The sequence below is a fragment of the Pelomonas baiyunensis genome (assembly GCF_043555935.1).
GTDB lineage: Bacteria > Pseudomonadota > Gammaproteobacteria > Burkholderiales > Burkholderiaceae_C > Pelomonas > Pelomonas baiyunensis.
In genome coordinates this window covers 502270-519339 of record NZ_JBIGIB010000001.1, presented here as the reverse complement: position 1 = coordinate 519339, position 17070 = coordinate 502270, and the positions used below count along the sequence as shown (strand labels likewise).

The 17070-nt window shown below is 65.1% G+C and carries 18 protein-coding genes; 8 read left to right on the top strand and 10 right to left on the bottom strand.

Annotated features, from left to right (window positions below; genetic code table 11):
• Window positions 1–180 precede the first annotated feature (180 nt).
• Window positions 181–1293, bottom strand: coding sequence for a site-specific integrase (locus ACG01O_RS02245; protein WP_394380896.1), 1113 nt, complete (start codon window positions 1291–1293; stop codon window positions 181–183).
• A 406-nt stretch (window positions 1294–1699) separates the two neighbouring features.
• Here ACG01O_RS02245 and pilB point away from each other — a divergent pair, with 406 nt between their 5' ends.
• The 6 genes from pilB to ACG01O_RS02215 all read left to right on the top strand — a co-directional run bounded on the left by pilB (window position 1700) and on the right by ACG01O_RS02215 (window position 7206).
• The gene (pilB, locus tag ACG01O_RS02240; RefSeq protein WP_394382477.1) at window positions 1700–3367 is read left to right on the top strand and encodes a type IV-A pilus assembly ATPase PilB; all 1668 of its coding nucleotides are present in this window, start codon (window positions 1700–1702) and stop codon (window positions 3365–3367) included.
• A gap of 20 nt (window positions 3368–3387) precedes the next feature.
• A complete protein-coding gene (locus ACG01O_RS02235) occupies window positions 3388–4611 on the top strand; it encodes a type II secretion system F family protein (RefSeq protein WP_394380894.1) in 1224 nt (407 codons plus the stop codon).
• A 66-nt stretch (window positions 4612–4677) separates the two neighbouring features.
• Window positions 4678–5616 carry a prepilin peptidase gene (locus ACG01O_RS02230; RefSeq protein ID WP_394380891.1) on the top strand — a complete coding sequence of 313 codons (939 nt, stop codon included), beginning with the start codon at window positions 4678–4680 and terminating at the stop codon, window positions 5614–5616.
• The gene (gene coaE, locus ACG01O_RS02225) at window positions 5613–6218 is read left to right on the top strand and encodes a dephospho-CoA kinase (RefSeq protein WP_394380888.1); all 606 of its coding nucleotides are present in this window, start codon (window positions 5613–5615) and stop codon (window positions 6216–6218) included. The genes ACG01O_RS02230 and coaE overlap by 4 nt, the downstream gene beginning before the upstream one ends.
• A 14-nt stretch (window positions 6219–6232) precedes the next feature.
• Window positions 6233–6988: a cell division protein ZapD gene (zapD, locus tag ACG01O_RS02220; RefSeq protein ID WP_394380886.1), complete on the top strand. Its 756-nt coding sequence runs from the start codon at window positions 6233–6235 to the stop codon at window positions 6986–6988.
• Entirely contained in the window at window positions 6985–7206 is a 222-nt protein-coding gene (locus tag ACG01O_RS02215) for a DNA gyrase inhibitor YacG (RefSeq protein ID WP_394380883.1), read from the top strand. Before zapD ends, ACG01O_RS02215 begins: the two co-directional genes overlap by 4 nt.
• Before the next feature lie 23 nt (window positions 7207–7229).
• On the opposite strand, the gene ACG01O_RS02210 is transcribed toward ACG01O_RS02215, so the two are convergent.
• From ACG01O_RS02210 to tal, 3 genes are read right to left on the bottom strand one after another with little or no spacing between them, the layout of a single operon-like run.
• Window positions 7230–7850: an HAD family hydrolase gene (locus ACG01O_RS02210; RefSeq protein WP_394380880.1), complete on the bottom strand. Its 621-nt coding sequence runs from the start codon at window positions 7848–7850 to the stop codon at window positions 7230–7232.
• Window positions 7847–9481: a glucose-6-phosphate isomerase gene (gene pgi / locus ACG01O_RS02205; RefSeq protein WP_394380877.1), complete on the bottom strand. Its 1635-nt coding sequence runs from the start codon at window positions 9479–9481 to the stop codon at window positions 7847–7849. Before pgi ends, ACG01O_RS02210 begins: the two co-directional genes overlap by 4 nt.
• A gap of 2 nt (window positions 9482–9483) precedes the next feature.
• Window positions 9484–10425 carry a transaldolase gene (gene tal / locus ACG01O_RS02200; RefSeq protein WP_394380874.1) on the bottom strand — a complete coding sequence of 314 codons (942 nt, stop codon included), beginning with the start codon at window positions 10423–10425 and terminating at the stop codon, window positions 9484–9486.
• Window positions 10426–10548: 123 nt separating this feature from the next.
• On the opposite strand from tal, the gene zwf reads away from it, so the two are divergent.
• Both zwf and ACG01O_RS02190 read left to right on the top strand, forming a co-directional pair.
• Window positions 10549–11994, top strand: a complete 1446-nt coding sequence (gene zwf / locus ACG01O_RS02195; RefSeq protein ID WP_394380871.1) for a glucose-6-phosphate dehydrogenase — start codon at window positions 10549–10551, stop codon at window positions 11992–11994.
• Between the two features lie 2 nt (window positions 11995–11996).
• Window positions 11997–12857, top strand: coding sequence for a MurR/RpiR family transcriptional regulator (locus tag ACG01O_RS02190; RefSeq protein ID WP_394382474.1), 861 nt, complete (start codon window positions 11997–11999; stop codon window positions 12855–12857).
• A gap of 60 nt (window positions 12858–12917) precedes the next feature.
• Here the strand turns inward: ACG01O_RS02190 and ACG01O_RS02185 are convergent, their stop codons facing one another.
• The 6 genes from ACG01O_RS02185 to ACG01O_RS02160 are packed head-to-tail and all read right to left on the bottom strand — an operon-like array spanning window position 12918 to window position 16860.
• Entirely contained in the window at window positions 12918–13235 is a 318-nt protein-coding gene (locus ACG01O_RS02185; RefSeq protein ID WP_394380868.1) for an STAS domain-containing protein, read from the bottom strand.
• 2 nt (window positions 13236–13237) lie between these two features.
• A complete protein-coding gene (locus ACG01O_RS02180; RefSeq protein ID WP_394380865.1) occupies window positions 13238–13876 on the bottom strand; it encodes an MlaC/ttg2D family ABC transporter substrate-binding protein in 639 nt (212 codons plus the stop codon).
• 55 nt (window positions 13877–13931) lie between these two features.
• Complete coding sequence (locus ACG01O_RS02175; RefSeq protein ID WP_394380862.1) at window positions 13932–14771, bottom strand: MlaA family lipoprotein; 840 nt, start codon at window positions 14769–14771, stop codon at window positions 13932–13934.
• Complete coding sequence (gene mlaD, locus ACG01O_RS02170; protein WP_394380860.1) at window positions 14768–15259, bottom strand: outer membrane lipid asymmetry maintenance protein MlaD; 492 nt, start codon at window positions 15257–15259, stop codon at window positions 14768–14770. The genes ACG01O_RS02175 and mlaD overlap by 4 nt, the downstream gene beginning before the upstream one ends.
• Window positions 15260–15271: 12 nt before the next feature.
• Window positions 15272–16051, bottom strand: a complete 780-nt coding sequence (mlaE, locus tag ACG01O_RS02165) for a lipid asymmetry maintenance ABC transporter permease subunit MlaE (protein WP_394380857.1) — start codon at window positions 16049–16051, stop codon at window positions 15272–15274.
• Window positions 16048–16860 carry an ABC transporter ATP-binding protein gene (locus ACG01O_RS02160; protein WP_394380854.1) on the bottom strand — a complete coding sequence of 271 codons (813 nt, stop codon included), beginning with the start codon at window positions 16858–16860 and terminating at the stop codon, window positions 16048–16050. The genes mlaE and ACG01O_RS02160 overlap by 4 nt, the downstream gene beginning before the upstream one ends.
• Between the last annotated feature and the right edge of the window lie 210 nt (window positions 16861–17070).

Here is a 17070-nt window from a genome sequence, read left to right as displayed (position 1 = left end):
ACTACCAGTAAAGGTATCTGAAGAGCTATCAGAACCCCTATCTGTATAGAACAGGGGCGATCTATCGCCCCTGACTGGGGCGATTTATCGAGGAGCCGGCGTTACAGCAGGGGCGATCTATCAAGCGTTGCCGGGGCGATCTAACGTGGACAACCTTTGCTGTCCACGAGCTTGTCCACATCAGCCGAGCTTCTTGGCGAGATCCTCGGCCCTGGGGTGGTAGTACCGCTTGAGCATGCGCAGGTCTCGGTGGCCAGTCATCGCCGAGAGCTCCAGGACGTTCGTGAGCTTCTCAGCCAGCCGTGACGCAGCCTCGTGCCGCGTGTCATGAAAGTGGACATCTTCGAGGAACCCCGGGATAGGCCGGCGCTTGGCCTGCTTGCAGTCAGCACGGTACTGCTCTTGAGCACGCTCAATGGCCCGCGCGAAGCCCTTTCTCAGTGCCAACGCCGTTGTCGGGAAGACGGCCCCTGTGCGCTGAACCTCTGCCTCTCCCTCAACATCCTCGTCGGCTTCTGGTGTTGGCAGCGCTTTGAGGATGGCCACAGCCCGTGTAGACAGGGGCACGGTTCGCGAGTCGCCGTTTTTGGTATCGGGCAAGTGAGCTGTCTGGCGCTCCAGGTCCACATGTTCCCAAGTCAGCGAAAGCAACTCCCCCCTCCGCATGGCCGTTTCAATGGCGAGCTTCACAAGAGGCAACAGCCACGGGTTGCGAGCTCCTTTGCTGAACGTTCCATCGACGAGGCGCTCCCCACCAGTCAGCGCAGCCAGCAGGTAGGACTCTTCCTCAGACGAAAAGCGGCGATCCCGCGCGCGCGCTTTTTCGGGACGCTTGATGGACCGGATCGGGTTTTCGACGTGGATGTCCCACTCACGCCGAGCATGGTTGAATACGGTCGAGAGCACGTCGATTTCACGGTTGACGGTCCCCCCGGTCACCTCCTTGAGTCGGCGGTCTCGCCATTTGGCGACCTCCGCGCTTGTGACGGCGGTCATCTTCAGGCCGACCAGCGCTTGGTCGCGCAGGAGCACATCGATCTTCACGGACTCGATGGCCGCCGACTTTTTAGAGGGGGTGACCTCGCGTTGATAGCGCTGAAGGACTGCCGCAAGTGTGGTTTTGTCTGCTTCTCGCCTGTCGATGAAGCCCGTGGTCTCCAGTTCGCTCTCGACCATGCGAACCCACTTCTCCGCGTCCTCCCGGTAGGTGAAGGTGCGCGACTGCTCCGGGAAGCCCTTGCGCCTGACCTTGGCCCGCCACTGATACTCGCCGCGCTTCGTGATCTGCCCCATACGTCTCCCTGATGGCCCAATGGCCCAAGAATGGCCCAAATAATCAGGAAGTACCTTAAACCACCAGCAAAAACGCCACAAGGGCTAAGCGTTCGGGACGTAGAGGCCGGAGGTTCGAATCCTCTCACCCCGACCAGGAATCAAGAGCCACGGCTCAATGGAAAGGCCTCGCAGCAGCGAGGCCTTTTTTCTTGCCTGCGCGCTGGCAACCACCGCCCTTCCCCGCCGGAATCTGCGCCGGAACGGTTCGAAAAAGCACGGGTGTTCCCCATGCTCAGCCTCCCACTCATGGCCGCACCATGACTGGCACAATCGGCAGCCTCTGTCATCTCCGTCGCTGACGCCCAAGCCCGTGGAAACCACGCTCGTCGAGCCGCTTCAGTCTGCCCTGTCTGGCGTTGCACGCATGCTGGTGCATGCCGGCAAGCTCCAAGCCAAGGCTGCGGAAGATCTCGTACGCCAGGCGCGCGAGAAAAAGACCAGCTTCGTCAATGCGGTGATCGCCAGCGGCCAGGTGTCCCCCGGCGACTTGGCGCACACCCTGTCCAGCGCGCTGGCGCTGCCCCTGCTCGATCTGTCGGCGATGGACGTGCAGCGGATGCCGCAAAACCTGATCGACAACAAGCTGGCGCAGCAATACCAAGTGGTGGCGCTGTCCCGGCGCGGCAGCCGGCTGTTCATCGGCGGTGCGGACCCAACCGACCTCGAGGTGATCGAGCGCATCAAGTTCGCGACGCAGTTGCAGCCGGAATGGGTCATCGTCGAACACGACAAGCTGACCAAGCTGCTCAGCACCAGCGGCGCGTCGGCCGCCGAAAGTCTGGAGTCCATCGCCGGCGGCGAGTTCGACTTCGACATCGCTGAGGAAGATGCCACTCCCCAGCAAGAAGCAACCGAACTGGCGGATGTGGAAGACGCGCCGGTGGTGCGCTTCCTTCAGAAGATGCTGGTCGACGCGATCAATTTGCGCGCATCCGACCTTCACTTTGAGCCGTACGAATTCCACTACCGCGTGCGATTCCGCGTGGACGGCGAATTGCGGGAGATCACCCAGCCCCCGATCGCCATCAAAGACAAGCTGTCGTCGCGCATCAAGGTGATCTCGCGGCTCGACATCGCTGAGCGTCGCGTGCCGCAAGACGGCCGGATGAAGCTGAAGTTCGGCAGCAAGTCGATCGATTTCCGGGTCAGCACCCTGCCCACGCTGTTCGGCGAAAAGATCGTGATCCGTATCCTGGATTCGTCGTCTGCCAAGCTGGGCATTGACGCGCTGGGCTACGAGAAGATCGAGAAGGAGCGCCTGCTCGCCGCCATCTACCGGCCTTACGGCATGGTGTTGGTGACGGGGCCCACCGGCTCCGGCAAGACGGTGTCGCTGTACACCTGCCTGAACATCCTCAATCAACCCGGCGTGAACATTTCGACCGTGGAAGACCCGGCCGAAATCAATTTGCCGGGCATCAACCAGGTCAACGTCAACGACAAGGCGGGGTTGAATTTCTCCGCGGCACTGAAGTCCTTCCTGCGTCAGGATCCTGACGTGATCATGGTCGGTGAAATCCGGGACCTGGAAACCGCTGACATCGCCATCAAGGCTGCGCAGACGGGACACATGGTGATGTCCACGCTGCACACGAACGACGCGCCCAAAACGCTGACCCGCTTGTTGAACATGGGCGTCGCGCCGTTCAACATCGCATCCAGCGTGCTGCTCATCACCGCGCAGCGGCTGGTGCGTCGGCTCTGCGAAAACTGCAAGGCGCCGGCCGACTACCCCCGCGACGCCCTGCTGCGCGCCGGGTTCCTGGAAGACGATTTCGACGGCAGCTGGAAGCCGTACCGTGCGGTGGGATGCAGCAATTGCACAAACGGTTACCGGGGGCGCGTGGGCCTTTACCAAGTGATGCCCATCACCGAGGCAATCCAGCGGATCATCCTGGCTGAAGGGACGGCGATGGACATCGCCGAGCAGGCCAAGAAAGATGGTGTGCGTGACCTGCGTCAGTCCGGGCTGGTGAAAGTGCGCAGCGGCGTCACGACACTGGAAGAAGTGCTGTCGGCCACCAACGAATAAACCAAAGGCGAGGAGAGCGCATGGCTACTGCCACCGCTGCAGCAAAGGGCGTCAAAGATTTTGTCTTCGAGTGGGAAGGCAAAGACCGCAACGGCAAGATCGTCAAGGGCGAGCTGCGTGCGGGCGGCGAGGCCATGGTCAGCGCAACGCTGCGCCGTCAGGGCATCCTGGTCAACAAGGTCAAGAAGCGCAAGGCCAGTGGCGGCAGCTCGATCAAGCAGAAAGACATCGCCATCTTCACGCGCCAGTTGGCGACGATGATGCGGGCGGGCGTGCCCCTGCTGCAGGCGTTCGACATCGTGGCGCGCGGTGCCACCAATCCGCGACTGACGCGATTGCTCAACGACATCCGCCAGGACGTCGAAACCGGTACCAGCCTCTCGGCCGCGTTCCGCAAGCACCCGATGTACTTCGACGCGCTGTACTGCAACCTCGTCGAGGCCGGTGAAGCGGGCGGTATCTTGGAAGCGCTGCTCGACCGGCTGGCGATGTACCAAGAAAAGACCGTCGCCCTGAAGAACAAGATCAAGTCCGCCCTGACCTACCCGGTGGCCGTGATGGTCGTGGCCTTCATCGTCGTGGCTGTGATCATGATCTTCGTGGTGCCGGCGTTCGAAGACGTGTTCAAGTCCTTCGGCGCCGACCTTCCCGCACCGACCCTGATGGTGGTCGCCATGTCCAAGTTCTTCGTGGGCTACTGGTGGGCCATCTTTGGCGGGCTGGGGGGCGGCATCTACTTCTTCCTGCAAAGCTGGAAGCGTTCCGAAGTCATGCAAAAGCGCATGGACCGCCTGCTGTTGAAGATTCCGGTGTTCGGCGACCTGATGTTCAAGTCGGCCGTTGCGCGCTGGACCCGCACCCTGTCGACCATGTTCGCCGCCGGCGTGCCACTGGTCGAGGCGCTCGACTCTGTCGGCGGCGCCTCGGGCAATGCAGTGTTCGCAGAGGCCACGGAGCAGATCCAGCGCGACGTGTCCACCGGCGCGGCGCTGACCACCTCCATGCAATCCGTCAACATCTTCCCGACCATGGTGCTGCAGATGGCCTCCATCGGTGAAGAATCCGGCTCGCTGGACCACATGCTGGGCAAGGCTGCCGAGTTCTACGAGGACGAGGTCGACGAGGCCGTGAAGGCCCTGTCCAGCCTGATGGAGCCGTTCATCATCGTCATCCTGGGCGGCTTGATCGGCGGCATCGTGGTGTCGATGTACCTGCCTATCTTCAAGCTCGGCTCGGTGGTCTGACGCCCACCCGCCTGTTCCAGGCGGGCGTTCATGCCCGCCGCATTCACAACGTCTTCCTGGGTTCCCATGGACTTCGCCTCCATCGACTGGTCCGCTTGGCTTTCTCCGTGGGTGCTGGGCATCTTCGGCTTGTGCATCGGCAGCTTTCTGAACGTCGTGATTCACCGCCTGCCGCTGATGCTGGAGCGCCAATGGCTGCATGAGTCGGCCGCACAGCTGATCGAGGCGGACGTGATGGCGCGCGCCATCGGAGTGCCGCGCGCGGAGACCGAGAAGCTCGCGAAGGCCGTCGATGCGTATGGCACCAAGATCGAGGCCCTGGCCCCGTTGACGCTGTCCAAGCCGCGCTCGCGCTGCCCGCACTGCGGACATCAATTGCGCTGGCACGAGAACCTGCCCCTGGTCGGCTGGCTCCGGCTCGGCGGCAAATGCGCGGCCTGCAAAGCACCGATCTCGATGCGCTACCCCCTCGTGGAAGCCATCACCGGCCTCGCCTTCGCGGCGCTGTCCTGGCGCTTCGGGGCGCAACCCACCACCCTGCTCTGGTGCGGCTTCGTGGCCGCGCTGCTCGCGCTGGCCTTGATCGACTGGGACACCACGCTGCTGCCCGACGCTATCAACCAGCCACTGCTGTGGGCCGGCTTGATCGCAGCAGCCATGGGCTGGACCATCCCGCTGGACAAAGCCCTGTTCGGCGCCGTGGCGGGCTACATGTCGCTGTGGACCGTGGCCTGGCTGTACGAAAAGCTGCGGGGCCAAATCGGCATGGCCCCGGGCGACTTCAAGCTGCTGGCCGCGCTCGGTGCGTGGCTCGGCGCGTCGATGCTGCTGCCCATCATCCTGGGCGCGTCGGCGGTGGGTGCGGTGGTGGGCGTGGCCATGAAGGCCTCGGCCAGCTTGCGTGAGGGGCGCTACGTGCCCTTCGGCCCGTTCCTCGTGGGGGGCGGCTTGGTGGTGCTGTTTGCAGGCCCGGCCACGGTGATGGGTTGGCTCGGCTGGGCATGAGGATCGGCCTGACCGGCGGCATTGGCAGCGGCAAGAGCACGGTCGCCGGGTTCTTCCGGGAGGCAGGCGCTGCGTTGGTGGACACCGACGCCATCTCGCGACAGCTCACCCAAGCGGGCGGTGCCGCCATGGGCGCCATCGAGCAAGCCTTCGGCGCCGAGTTCATCGCCCCGGATGGTGCGTTGGACCGCGACCGCATGCGCACGCTGGCGTTCTCGGACCCTCTTGCCAAGCGTCGGCTGGAGGCGATTCTTCACCCGCTCATCTCCGAAACCGCACAACGGCAAGCCCAGCAAGCGCAAGCACCGCTGGTGGTGATGGATGTGCCCCTGCTCGTGGAATCGGGCCGCTGGCGCGCGCGGGTGGCGCGAGTGCTGGTGGTCGACTGCGCGGTGGACACGCAGATCGCACGCGTGCTGCAGCGCCCGGGCTGGGATCGCCCCCGGGTGGACGGTGCGATAGCCGCACAAGCGACCCGTGTCGCCCGCCGCGCCGCAGCAGATGTGGTGCTCGTGAACGACGACTTGCCGCTGGATGCGCTCAGAAAGGAAGTTCTGAGCCTGGCTGCGCGTTGGGGCTGTGAAACAATTGCAACGCCCTGACTGAAGATCGCGCTGTGGTCCTGTACGAATACCCGTTCAACGAAAGCATCCGGACGATGCTTCGCCTCGAACACTTGTTCGACCGCCTGGGCACCTTGATGTCCCGCGACATGGCGCTGGATCACCATTTCGCGCTGGTCACTTTGTTCGAGATCCTCGACGTGGCCTCGCGTGCAGACCTGAAGAGCGATCTGCTCAAGGAACTGGAGAAGCACAAGGCCCAGTTCAACGCCTACCGGGGCAGCCCGGGGCTGGATGAAGCGCGGCTGGACGAAGTCATCGCCCGCATCGACGGCGCCTTCCAGCGCCTGAATGCCCTCAGCGGCAAGACCGGCGCGGCGCTGACCGCCAACGACTGGCTGATGAGCATCCGCAGTCGCATCAGCATTCCGGGCGGCACCTGCGAGTTCGATTTGCCGGCTTATTTCCACTGGCAGCAGCTTTTGCCCGTGCGTCGCCGCAAGGACTTGATGCAGTGGGCGCAATCGCTCATGCCACTGGCGGAGGCCCTGCAATTGCTGCTGGGCCTGCTGCGGGATTCGGGCACGCCGCACAAGGTGGCGGCCACTGCGGGCCAGTTCCAGCAAAGCCTGTCGGCTGGCCGCACCTACCAACTGCTGCGCATGCGCATCGACCCGAGCCTGGGGCTGATCCCCGAGATCACTGGCCACCGGCTGATGGTGTCCATCCGCCTGATGCGCCAGGATGAAGAAAGCCGCCTCAAGCTGGCAGCCGAAGACACCAGCTTCGAGCTGACTCTCTGCGCATGAGTTCTCAGAAGCCTTCCTCGGGCCGCATCGTGCGCTGCCCGCAATGTGGCGGCGACAGCCTGTTCGAGCCCAGCAACCGCTGGCGCCCGTTTTGCAGCGAACGTTGCCGCCAGATCGACCTGGGCGCCTGGGCCAGCGAGAGCTTCCGGGTGCCGGCCACCCCGCCGCAGGACCCCGACGAATTCGGAGCGCCGGGCGAACCGGGCACCGTGCACTGACGCGTGGCCTGAGCCGCGGCGGTTCAGCCGTTCAGCAAGCGACGTGACACCAGTTCACGCCGCACGCTGGTCGCATCGGTGAACAGCACAGCTTGCCAATCGCGGGCCAGCGCGGCGGCGATGTTGGCCGGATGGTCGTCCAGGAACAGCAAATCTTGCGGGTCGCCGCCGAAGTGGCGCTCGGCCATTTGGTAGATCTCGGCGTGCGGCTTGCTCTGCTTGATGCGCCCGGAAAACAGCCCCGACGTGAACCACTCCGTCAGCGGGTAGCTGGCGCTCAGATGGTCGGCGTAGGGCTCCGGCATGTTGGACAGGTAGTGCAAGGTGTGGCCCGCGGCCAGCAGGTCGCGAATCAGCACCACGGTGGCCGGCACCGGCATCAATTCATCGGGTACGGCCCGCACCACCGCCGCCACTTCGCCCTGAGGCCAGCCGGTTCGGGCGGCGATGCGGCGCACCACCTCGTCGGCGCCGATCAACCCCTGGTCGAACAAGCCCCAATCGCCCTCGTAGTTCTGGAAGAACTGCGCGGCCACCTCGACGCCCTGCTCCAGGCTGCCCACGCGGTGCGGCCAAACGCGTGCCAGGAAGCTGGCTGGATGCCAGCGGAACACGACACCGCCGAAGTCGAAAACGATCCTCATGCCGACAGCAAGCGACTCAGCAGGCCAGCCGTGGATCCATCCAGACCCGCGGTGTCGCCCGACGCCAGGCGCGGCAGCAGTTGGTTGCACAAGGCCTTGCCAAGCTCCACGCCCCACTGGTCGAAGCTGTTGATGCCCCACAGCGCGCCGGTCACGAAGACCCGGTGCTCATAGAGCGCGATCAACGCACCCAGCGAGCGGGGCGTCAGGGCCTCCAGCAGCAGCGTCGTGCTGGGGCGATTGCCGGGGAAGCTGCGGTGGCGAGCCAGCACCTCGCGGTCCAGCGTGGCGGAGGCCGTCGGCGCCTTCTCGATCAAGGCCTCCGTGGCGGTCTTGCCTTGCATCAGCGCCTGGCTCTGCGCCAGGCAATTGGCCAGCAGCTTGCGGTGCTGGTCGGCCAGCTTCTCAGCCAACTCGCCGACAGCACCATGGTTCGGCCGCTTCACGGCGATGAACTCCACCGGGATCACATCGGTGCCCTGGTGCAGCATCTGAAAGTAGGCGTGCTGGCCGTTGGTGCCGGCTTCACCCCACACAACCGGCGATGTGCCAATGGTCAGCGCATTGCCGTCCAGGTCCACACCCTTGCCGTTGCTCTCCATCTCCAACTGCTGCAGGTATGCCGGCAGGCGACGCAACCCCTGGTGGTAAGGCGCCACGCTGCGGCTGCTGAAGCCGTGGAAGTTGCGGTACCAGATGTCGATCAGCCCCAGCAACACGGGCAGGTTTTGCGCCAACGGCGTGTTGGCGAAGTGCTGGTCCATCGCATGCGCGCCGGCCAGCAGCGCGCGGAACTGCTCGGCGCCCACGGCGATGGCGATCGGCAGCCCAATGACCGACCACAGCGAATAGCGGCCGCCCACCCAATCCCAGAACCCGAAGGCGGTGTCGATGCCAAAGGCCGCCGCCGCCGCGGTGTTGCTGCTGGTGGCCACGAAGTGCCGGGCGATGTCCGTGCCGCCTTGCGCCAGGAACCAGGCCTTTGCGGCCTGCGCGTTGGCGAGCGTCTCCTGGGTGGTGAAGGTCTTAGACGCGATGACGAACAGCGTGTGTTGCGCATCCAGGCCACGCAGCACCGGGGCCAGGTCGTGGCCGTCCACGTTGGACACGAAATGCAGCTTCAGGCCCGGCGCGCGGAAGGCCTCGAGCGCCTGCACCACCATGGCCGGGCCCAGGTCGCTGCCGCCGATGCCGATGTGCACGACGTCGGTCATGGCGCCGCGCTCGCCACGCCGCACGCTTTCAGCGAACGCCAGCATGGCGTCCAAGGAGGCCTGCACCTCGGCATTGAACGGGGCGGCGCTGCCTGCCGGCGCCCGCAACGCGGTGTGCAGCACCGCGCGGCCTTCGGTGTGGTTCACCGGGTCGCCACGCAGCAAGGCATCGCGGCGCGCCTCCAGCCCACAGTCCTGCGCCAGCTTCAGCAGCAGCGCCAGCGTCGGGGCATCGATGCGGTTCTTGGACAGATCCGCAAACACCTCCGGCGCCTCGAAGGACAGCGTCTGGAAACGGTTCGCGTCCGCCTGGAAGGCGGTGCGGATGTCGAAGCCGCGACCACCCGCGGCGCCGTCTTGGTCGAAATGGGCCTGAAGTTCGGCCCAGACGGGCGACTGGTCGCAGCGCAGCGTCATGCTCAGGCTTCCTGGATGAGCTTGTCGAGCTTGCCGGCGTCCACCGCGAACAGGCGGATGCCTTCGGCCAGCTTCTCAGTGGCCATCGCGTCCTCGTTGAGGGCAAAACGGAAAGCGGCTTCGTCCAGATGCACGCGCGGCATGGCGGGCGCTTTGGCGGCGTCGAGCGCGCGCTCCAGCTTCGCGTCGGTCGATTGCAGCTGGGCCAGCAGGTCGGGGCTGATGGTCAGCAGGTCGCATCCGGCCAGTGCCTGAATTTGACCGATGTTGCGGAAGCTCGCGCCCATGACTTCAGTGGCGATGCCGTGTTGCTTGAAGTACGCGTAGATCTGGCTCACCGACTTCACGCCAGGATCATTGACGCCGGCTTGCGCCGCTTCGTCCCAGCTGGCGCCCGCTTGCTTCTTGTACCAGTCGTAGATGCGGCCGACGAACGGCGAGATCAGTTGCACCTTGGCTTCACCACAGGCCACTGCTTGGGCAAACGCGAAGAGCAGCGTCAGGTTGCAGTGGATGCCTTCGCGCTCCAGTTCAGCAGCGGCCTGAATGCCTTCCCAGGTGGAGGCCAGCTTGATCAACACGCGGTCGCGCGAGATACCGGCCGCCTCGTACAGCGCAATGATGCGGCGCGCACGCGAGAGCGACGTGGCCTTGTCGAACGACAGGCGGGCGTCGACTTCGGTGGACACGCGGCCCGGCACCACCTTCAGGATTTCCAGGCCGAAGCGAACCAGCACGTGGTCCACGATTTCGTCCAGCGGCTTGCCGCGATGGGCGGCCACGGTTTCCTTCAGCAGCGGCGCGTAATCGGGCGACTGCACGGCCTTCAGGATCAGCGAAGGATTGGTCGTCGCGTCGCGCGGTGCGAACTGCGCCAGTTGCAGGAAGTTGCCCGTGTCGGCAACAACGGTGGTGAAGGCTTTGAGCTGGTCGAGCTGGTTCATGGTGGTGCGGTCCTCGGGTCGGACTGATTGACCCGGCGAAGAAACTGCTGCATAGTATTTCACGAAACTTAGTTACACAACGGTTAGCGCCAAGCAAGGACGCTGGCCTGGAGACCCCCGCAGATGTCTTTCGATCTCGTGTTCTTTGGTGGCACCGGCGACCTGACTTGGCGCAAGCTGATGCCCGCACTTTTCCAGGCCTTCCGGCACGGCAAATTGCCCGAAGGCGGTCGCATTCTCGCCGTGGCCCGTGACGAGCAGACGGACGAGCGCTACCGCGAATGGCTCAAGGAACGCTTCCGTGAGGTGGACGCTGGCAAGCGCCCGAGCGACGAAGAATTCGAGCGCTTCGCCGCCCTGGTGCACTACAAGCGCATGGACCTGTCGCAGCCCGAACATTACCAGGGCCTGAAGGACTGGTTGGATGCCCGCAATGCCGACACCGTCGTGCTGTACCTGGCCACCAGCCCGCACCTGTTCACCGGCATCTGCCAGCAACTGGGCGCCGTGGGCCTGAATCACGAAAAGGTGCGCGTGGTGCTGGAGAAGCCGCTGGGCCACGACCTGGCCAGCGCGCAAGAGATCAACCGCACGGTGCGCTCGGTGTTCCAGGAGCGCCAGGCCTTCCGCATCGACCACTACCTCGGCAAGCCGTCGGTGCAGAACCTGATGGCCCTGCGCTTCGGCAATGCGCTGTTCGAGCCCCTGTGGCGCCGCGAGAGCATCGCCAACATCCAGATCACGCTGGCCGAACAGCTGGGCGTGGGCACGCGAGGCGCCTTCTACGACGGCACCGGCGCGCTGCGCGACATGATTCAGAACCATGCGCTGCAACTGCTGACCATGATCGCCATGGAGCCGCCGGCCAGCAATGACGCCGACGCCATCCGCGATGAAAAGCTCAAGGTGCTGCGCGCGCTCAAGCCCTTCACGCCCGAGTCGGTCAGCCGCGACGTGGTGCGCGGCCAGTACCGCGCGGGCATGTGCGGCGGCCACGCCGTGCCGGGTTACCTGGAAGAAGTGAAGGTGCCGCAAGACAGCCAGTGCGAAACCTTCGTGGCGCTGCGCACCGAAGTGGAAAACTGGCGTTGGGCCGGCGTGCCGTTCTACCTGCGCACCGGCAAGCGCCTGGCCGCGCGCGATGCGCAGATCGTGGTGAACTTCCGCCCGGTGCCTCACCAGATCTTCCCGGGCGCGAGCCTGCCCAACCGTCTGGTCATCAAGCTGCAGCCCGAGGACGGACTGGAGCTGCAACTGCTGGCACAAAAGGGCACCGGCCACGGCGAACAACTGACGCCGGTGTCGCTGGACCTGGACTTTGACAAGGCCTTCTCCACGCAGCGCGTAGGCGCCTACGAACGCCTGTTGCTGGACGCGATTGCGGGCCGCCTGAATTTGTTCGTGCGCAGCGACGAGCAGGAGCAGGCCTGGCGCTGGGTGGAGCCCATCCTGGACGCCTGGACCGCCGACGGCAACGGCCCCCGCCCCTACGCCGCAGGCTCCTGGGGCCCGGCGGCGGCCAGTGCGCTGGTGGCGCGTGACGGCTACGCCTGGGCGGAAGAGCAATGAGCATCCTGGAACGCGTCAAGGCCGCGCTGCCCGCGCTGCCACCGGCCGAGCAGCGCGTGGCCAAGCTGTTGCTGGCCGACGCCCGCAGCTTCGCCAGCCTGCCGGTGAGTGAGCTGGCCGACCGCGCCCACGTCAGCAAGCCGACGGTGGTGCGCTTTTGCCGCAGCGTGGGTTATGACGGCCTGGCGGACTTCAAGCTCAAGCTGGCCGGCAGCGTGAACGAGGGCGTGCCCTTCGTGCACCGCGCGGTCGACGAAGACGACAAGCCTGCCGACATCATCGTGAAGGTGGTGGACAACGCGGTGGCCGCCTTGCTGCACTACCGCAACGACGCAGCCAGCCACGCGTTCGAGCGTGCCATCGACGCACTGTCCGATGCCGCCCGGCACGGGCGCCGCATCGAGTTCTACGGCGTCGGCAACTCCGGCATCGTGGCGCAGGATGCGCAGCACAAGTTCTTCCGGCTGGGCGTGAACACCGTCGCCACCAGCGACGGCCACGTGCAGCTCATGAGCGCCACGATGCTGCAGCCGGGCGACTGCGCGGTCATCATCAGCAACTCCGGCCGCAGCCGTGATTTGCTGGACGCCGCCGACATCGCCCGCAAGAAGGGCGCGACCATCATCATCATCACGGCCAGTGCGTCACCCTTGGCACAACTGGCGCTGGGCCCCAGCCAGATCCTGCTGGCGGTGGATCACCCGGAAGACTTCGACCGCTACAGCCCCATGGTGTCGCGCCTGCTGCACCTGATCGCCGTGGACATCCTGACCACCGGCGTGGCACTTCGCCTGGGGCAACACCTGCGGCCCGTGCTGCAGGAAATCAAGAAGAACCTGCGCGCCAAGCGCTACGCCGGCTGAACCTGAGACCGCTCCCGCGGTTTCAGGCGAGGCTCAGCGGCCCACAGGTTCCTGCACAGCTCAAGCGCTGGCGGCGGCAGTGGTGGCGGGCCAGAACAGCTCGGCCACGCCGTACACCCGGGCCAGCTCACGCAACTTCTCCGGGGCCGCCTCCAAGCGGAGCACAGCGCCCTGTTCACCGCACTGCCGCGCGGCCGACAACAGCAGGCTGAGCGCCGACGAGTCGAAATCCGTCAGCTCCGCCGCCGAGAGGCGCACCTCACGCCCTGCGGCAGCCAGCACCTGGGCAGCTTCGGCCCGCAATGCAGGCGACATCTGCGCCCAAGCGGCCTTGGCGCCGTCCATGCGCAGCCGCGCAGGCAACTTCAGGCCACTCAAGATCAGCCCTTGGCGGCCGCGCTGCTGGCCTTGGCGTTCTTGTCCGCCAGGCTCTTGATCAGGCCGTCAATGCCATTGGCACCGATCTCCTGCGCAAAGCTGTTGCGGTACTGATCGGCCAGCCAGATGCCCAGCACGTTGACGTCATAAATCTTCCAGACCTCACCGGCCTTCTCCAGGCGGTAGTCCAGCTGGATGGGGTCACCCTTGCCGCGGATCTCGGTCTTCACCACCACCTCGGTGTCCGTCGGCTGCGCGCGCAGCGGCTTCAGGCCGATGGTCTGATCCTTCACCTGCGTCAAGGCGCCGGCGTAGGTGCGCACGAGCAGCGTCTTGAACTCGGCCTGGAGCTTGCCTTGTTGCTCCGGCGTGGCCTGGCGCCAAAAACGGCCCACGGCCGAGGCGGTCATGCGCTGGAAATTGACGTGCGGCATCACCTTGGTGTCCACCAGGGCAATGATCTTGTTGATGTTGCCGCCCTGGATGTCCTTGTCCGACTTCACGGCTTCAATGGTTTCCAGCGACAGCTGGCGGATGAGTTGATCCGGCGCGCTGGCGTCGGCCGCGTGGGCGGCGTGCACCAAGCCCAGACCCAGAGTGGCCACTGTCAGCAGGCGGCGCAGGGGGTTCAGCAGGTTCATGAATGGCTTTCGTGTGTCAGAGGCAGGCACTCAACGCGCCTGACCCGGTTTTGGTTCACCGCGTCGCGTCCGAAGCGGGCTCCGCAGGCTTCTTGACTGAGGGAGCAGGTTCCGAAGCCGCTGGCTCGGGCGCCGACGCGGGGCTCCCGGGCACCAACACCTCCACCTCGTCATCGTCATCGAAGCTGCCGCGGCGCTGCAGGTAGGCGTCCCGGTAGAAGGTGTATTTGTCCAGCGCAATGCCTTCCAGCATCTGCCCCGCGCGCAGGAAATTGGCCCGCGTGTTGGTGATGTTCAAGCTGCTGATCAGCACCTTCTTGCGACCGTCGTCGTACACCACCGCGGGCGAGGCTTGCCAGTCCAGCGGCAGCGCCAGAGAGTCGCGCACCGACGACGGGCCGAACAGCGGCCAGACGATGTAGGCCCCGGTGCCCATGCCCCACTTGCCCAGGGTCTTGCCGAAGTCCTGGCTGTTTTTCTCCAACCCGGCTTCCGTAGCCACGTCCAACACGCCAGCAAGGCCGAGTGTCGAGTTCACCGCAAACCGCATGCCCTGCTCCACACCCGCCTTGAACCGCCCCTGCAGGAACAGGTTCACGGCCGACCATGCGTCGCCGATGTTGCCGAAGAAGTTGTCGATGCCGGTGCGGATGGGCGCCGGCACCAGCTCGGAATACGCCGTCGCCACGGGCTTGAGCACGGTTTCGTCGAGCTTTTCGTTGAACGCAAAGACCTTGCGGTTCCACGACTCCCAGGGGTCCAGCTTCTGGCCTTTGGAGCCCATCACCTTGTCCACCGCACGCTCCAAACGGGTGCCCACGCCCTTGACGGTCTGGCAACCCGCAAGGCCGAGCACCAGAGCCATCAGCGCCAATGCGCGCCACAAGCGACTCACGGCTTGGCTCCTGCGGCGGGTTGGGCACTGCCCATGTCCGACGCCTTGCTGTTGATGAACTGACCGATGAGGTTTTCCAGCACCACGGCGCTTTGCGTCTGACGGATCAGATCGCCCGCCGCGAGGTTCTTTTCGTCAGCCCCCGGCTCCAGGCCGATGTACTGCTCGCCGAGCAAGCCGGCGGTCAAGATCTTGGCCGAGCTGTCCTTCGGGAACAACGTGCCCTTTTGCAGGTTGATCACCACCTTGGCCTGGAAGGTCTTGTCGTCAAAGCTGATCGACTCGACCCGCCCAACCACCACGCCGGCGCTCTTCACCGCCGCGCGCGCCTTGAGGCCGCCGATGTTGTCGAAGCGCGCCGAGACCTGATAGGTGTCGTCAAAGTTCAGGCTCAGCAAGTTGCCAGCCTTCAGTGCCAGAAACAGCAGGGCCGCGCCGCCAAGCAGCACGAAGAAACCCACCCAAGCGTCATACCGAGAAGATTGCATCCTTCTCACTCCCTAAATCGAAAACATCAGCGCCGTCAGCATGAAATCCAGCGCCAGCACGGCCAAAGAGGCCAGTACCACCGTGCGCGTCGTCGCAGCCGAGACGCCTTCCGGCGTGGGGCTGCAGGCGAAACCTTGGAGCAGCGCCACGAACGTGACCGTCACCCCGAACACCACGCTCTTGATGACGCCGTTGCCGACGTCTGCAAAGACATCGACCCCGCCCTGCATCTGCGACCAGAAGGCGCCCGCATCGATCCCAATCAGCGGCACGGCCACCAACCAGCCCCCGAGGATGCCGATGGCGGAGAAAACCGCGGCCAACAAGGGCATGGCGATAAAACCGCCCCAAAAGCGCGGCGCCAGCACCCGCTGCACGGGATCCACGGCCATCATTTCCATGGCCGTCAATTGCTCGCCGGCCTTCATCAATCCGATTTCGGCCGTCAGCGAGGTGCCTGCGCGCCCTGCAAACAGCAGCGCGGCCACCACCGGCCCCAACTCACGCACCAAGCTCAACGCCACCAGCAAGCCCACGGCCTCGGCAGAGCCGTAGCGCTGCAAGGTGTAGTAGCCCTGCAGCGCCAGCACAAAGCCCACGAACAGGCCCGACACGCCGATGATCGACAGGGATCGATTGCCCAGGTAGTACACCTGCTCGCGAACCAGCGAAAAGCGGCTCAGGGCCTTCGGCGACCGGGCCAGCAGGTTGCCGAACAAGCGCGCGCCGGCCCCCACGTCGGCCAGGGTGTGGCGCACGCCGGCGCCCAAGCGATTGGCGAGCGCCTTCATGCCCTCACCCCAAAGTCGGCCGCCACGGGCTGGGCCGGCTGATGGAACCGCACCGGCCCGTCCGCTTGTGCGCCCACGAATTGACGCACCAACGGGTCATCGCTGTGGCGAAGTTCGTCCGGCGTGCCTTGCGCCACAACACGGCCGTTCGCCACCATGGCCACCTCGTCGGCGATCTCGAAGGTCTCGTGCAAATCGTGCGACACGATGACGCTGGTCAGGCCCAGCGCGTCGTTCAGGTCCCGAATCAAGCGCGCGGCCACGCCCAGTGAAATCGGGTCCAGGCCGGCGAACGGCTCGTCGTACAGCACGAGGTCCGGGTCCAGGGCGATGGCGCGCGCCAAAGCCACCCGCCGGGCCATGCCGCCGGAGATTTCACTCGGCATCAGGTCTCGCGCGCCCCGCAAGCCCACGGCGTTGAGCTTCATCAGCACCAGGTCGCGGATCATGACTTCAGGCAATTCGGTGTGCTCGCGCAGCGGAAACGCCACGTTGTCGAACACGCTCAGGTCGGTGAACAGGGCGCCAAATTGAAACAGCATGCCCATGCGACGCCGCACGGCGTACAGCTCCGACAAGCCCAGGGGGGCAAGGTCCTGCCCGTCGAACAGCACCTGCCCGTGCATGGGGCGAATCTGCCGCCCAAGCAGACGCAGGATGGTCGTCTTGCCCCCACCGGACGTGCCAATCAGGGCCAGCACCTTGCCGCGGGGAAGCCGCAGGTTCACGCCGTCCAGGATCACGCGGTCGCCGTAGCCGACGCTGACATTGCGCAGTTCGAGCAGAGGTTCAGGTGCGGAGGAATTCACACGGACAGGCCGGGGCCAGACGAAAGGAGGTGGCGATGATAGGGGAAACACCGAGGGCATCGCCGGCCGCCGGACATTGACCGTCAGGCTGCTGACAAAACCCGACAGCAGCACCTCGGGGTTCGCAGCATCGCCTCAATTCGTGCGGCAGTTCACGTTTGAGCTAACGCCACCGACCAGCGTGCCGTTGACGCCGACGAGCGGCACCTC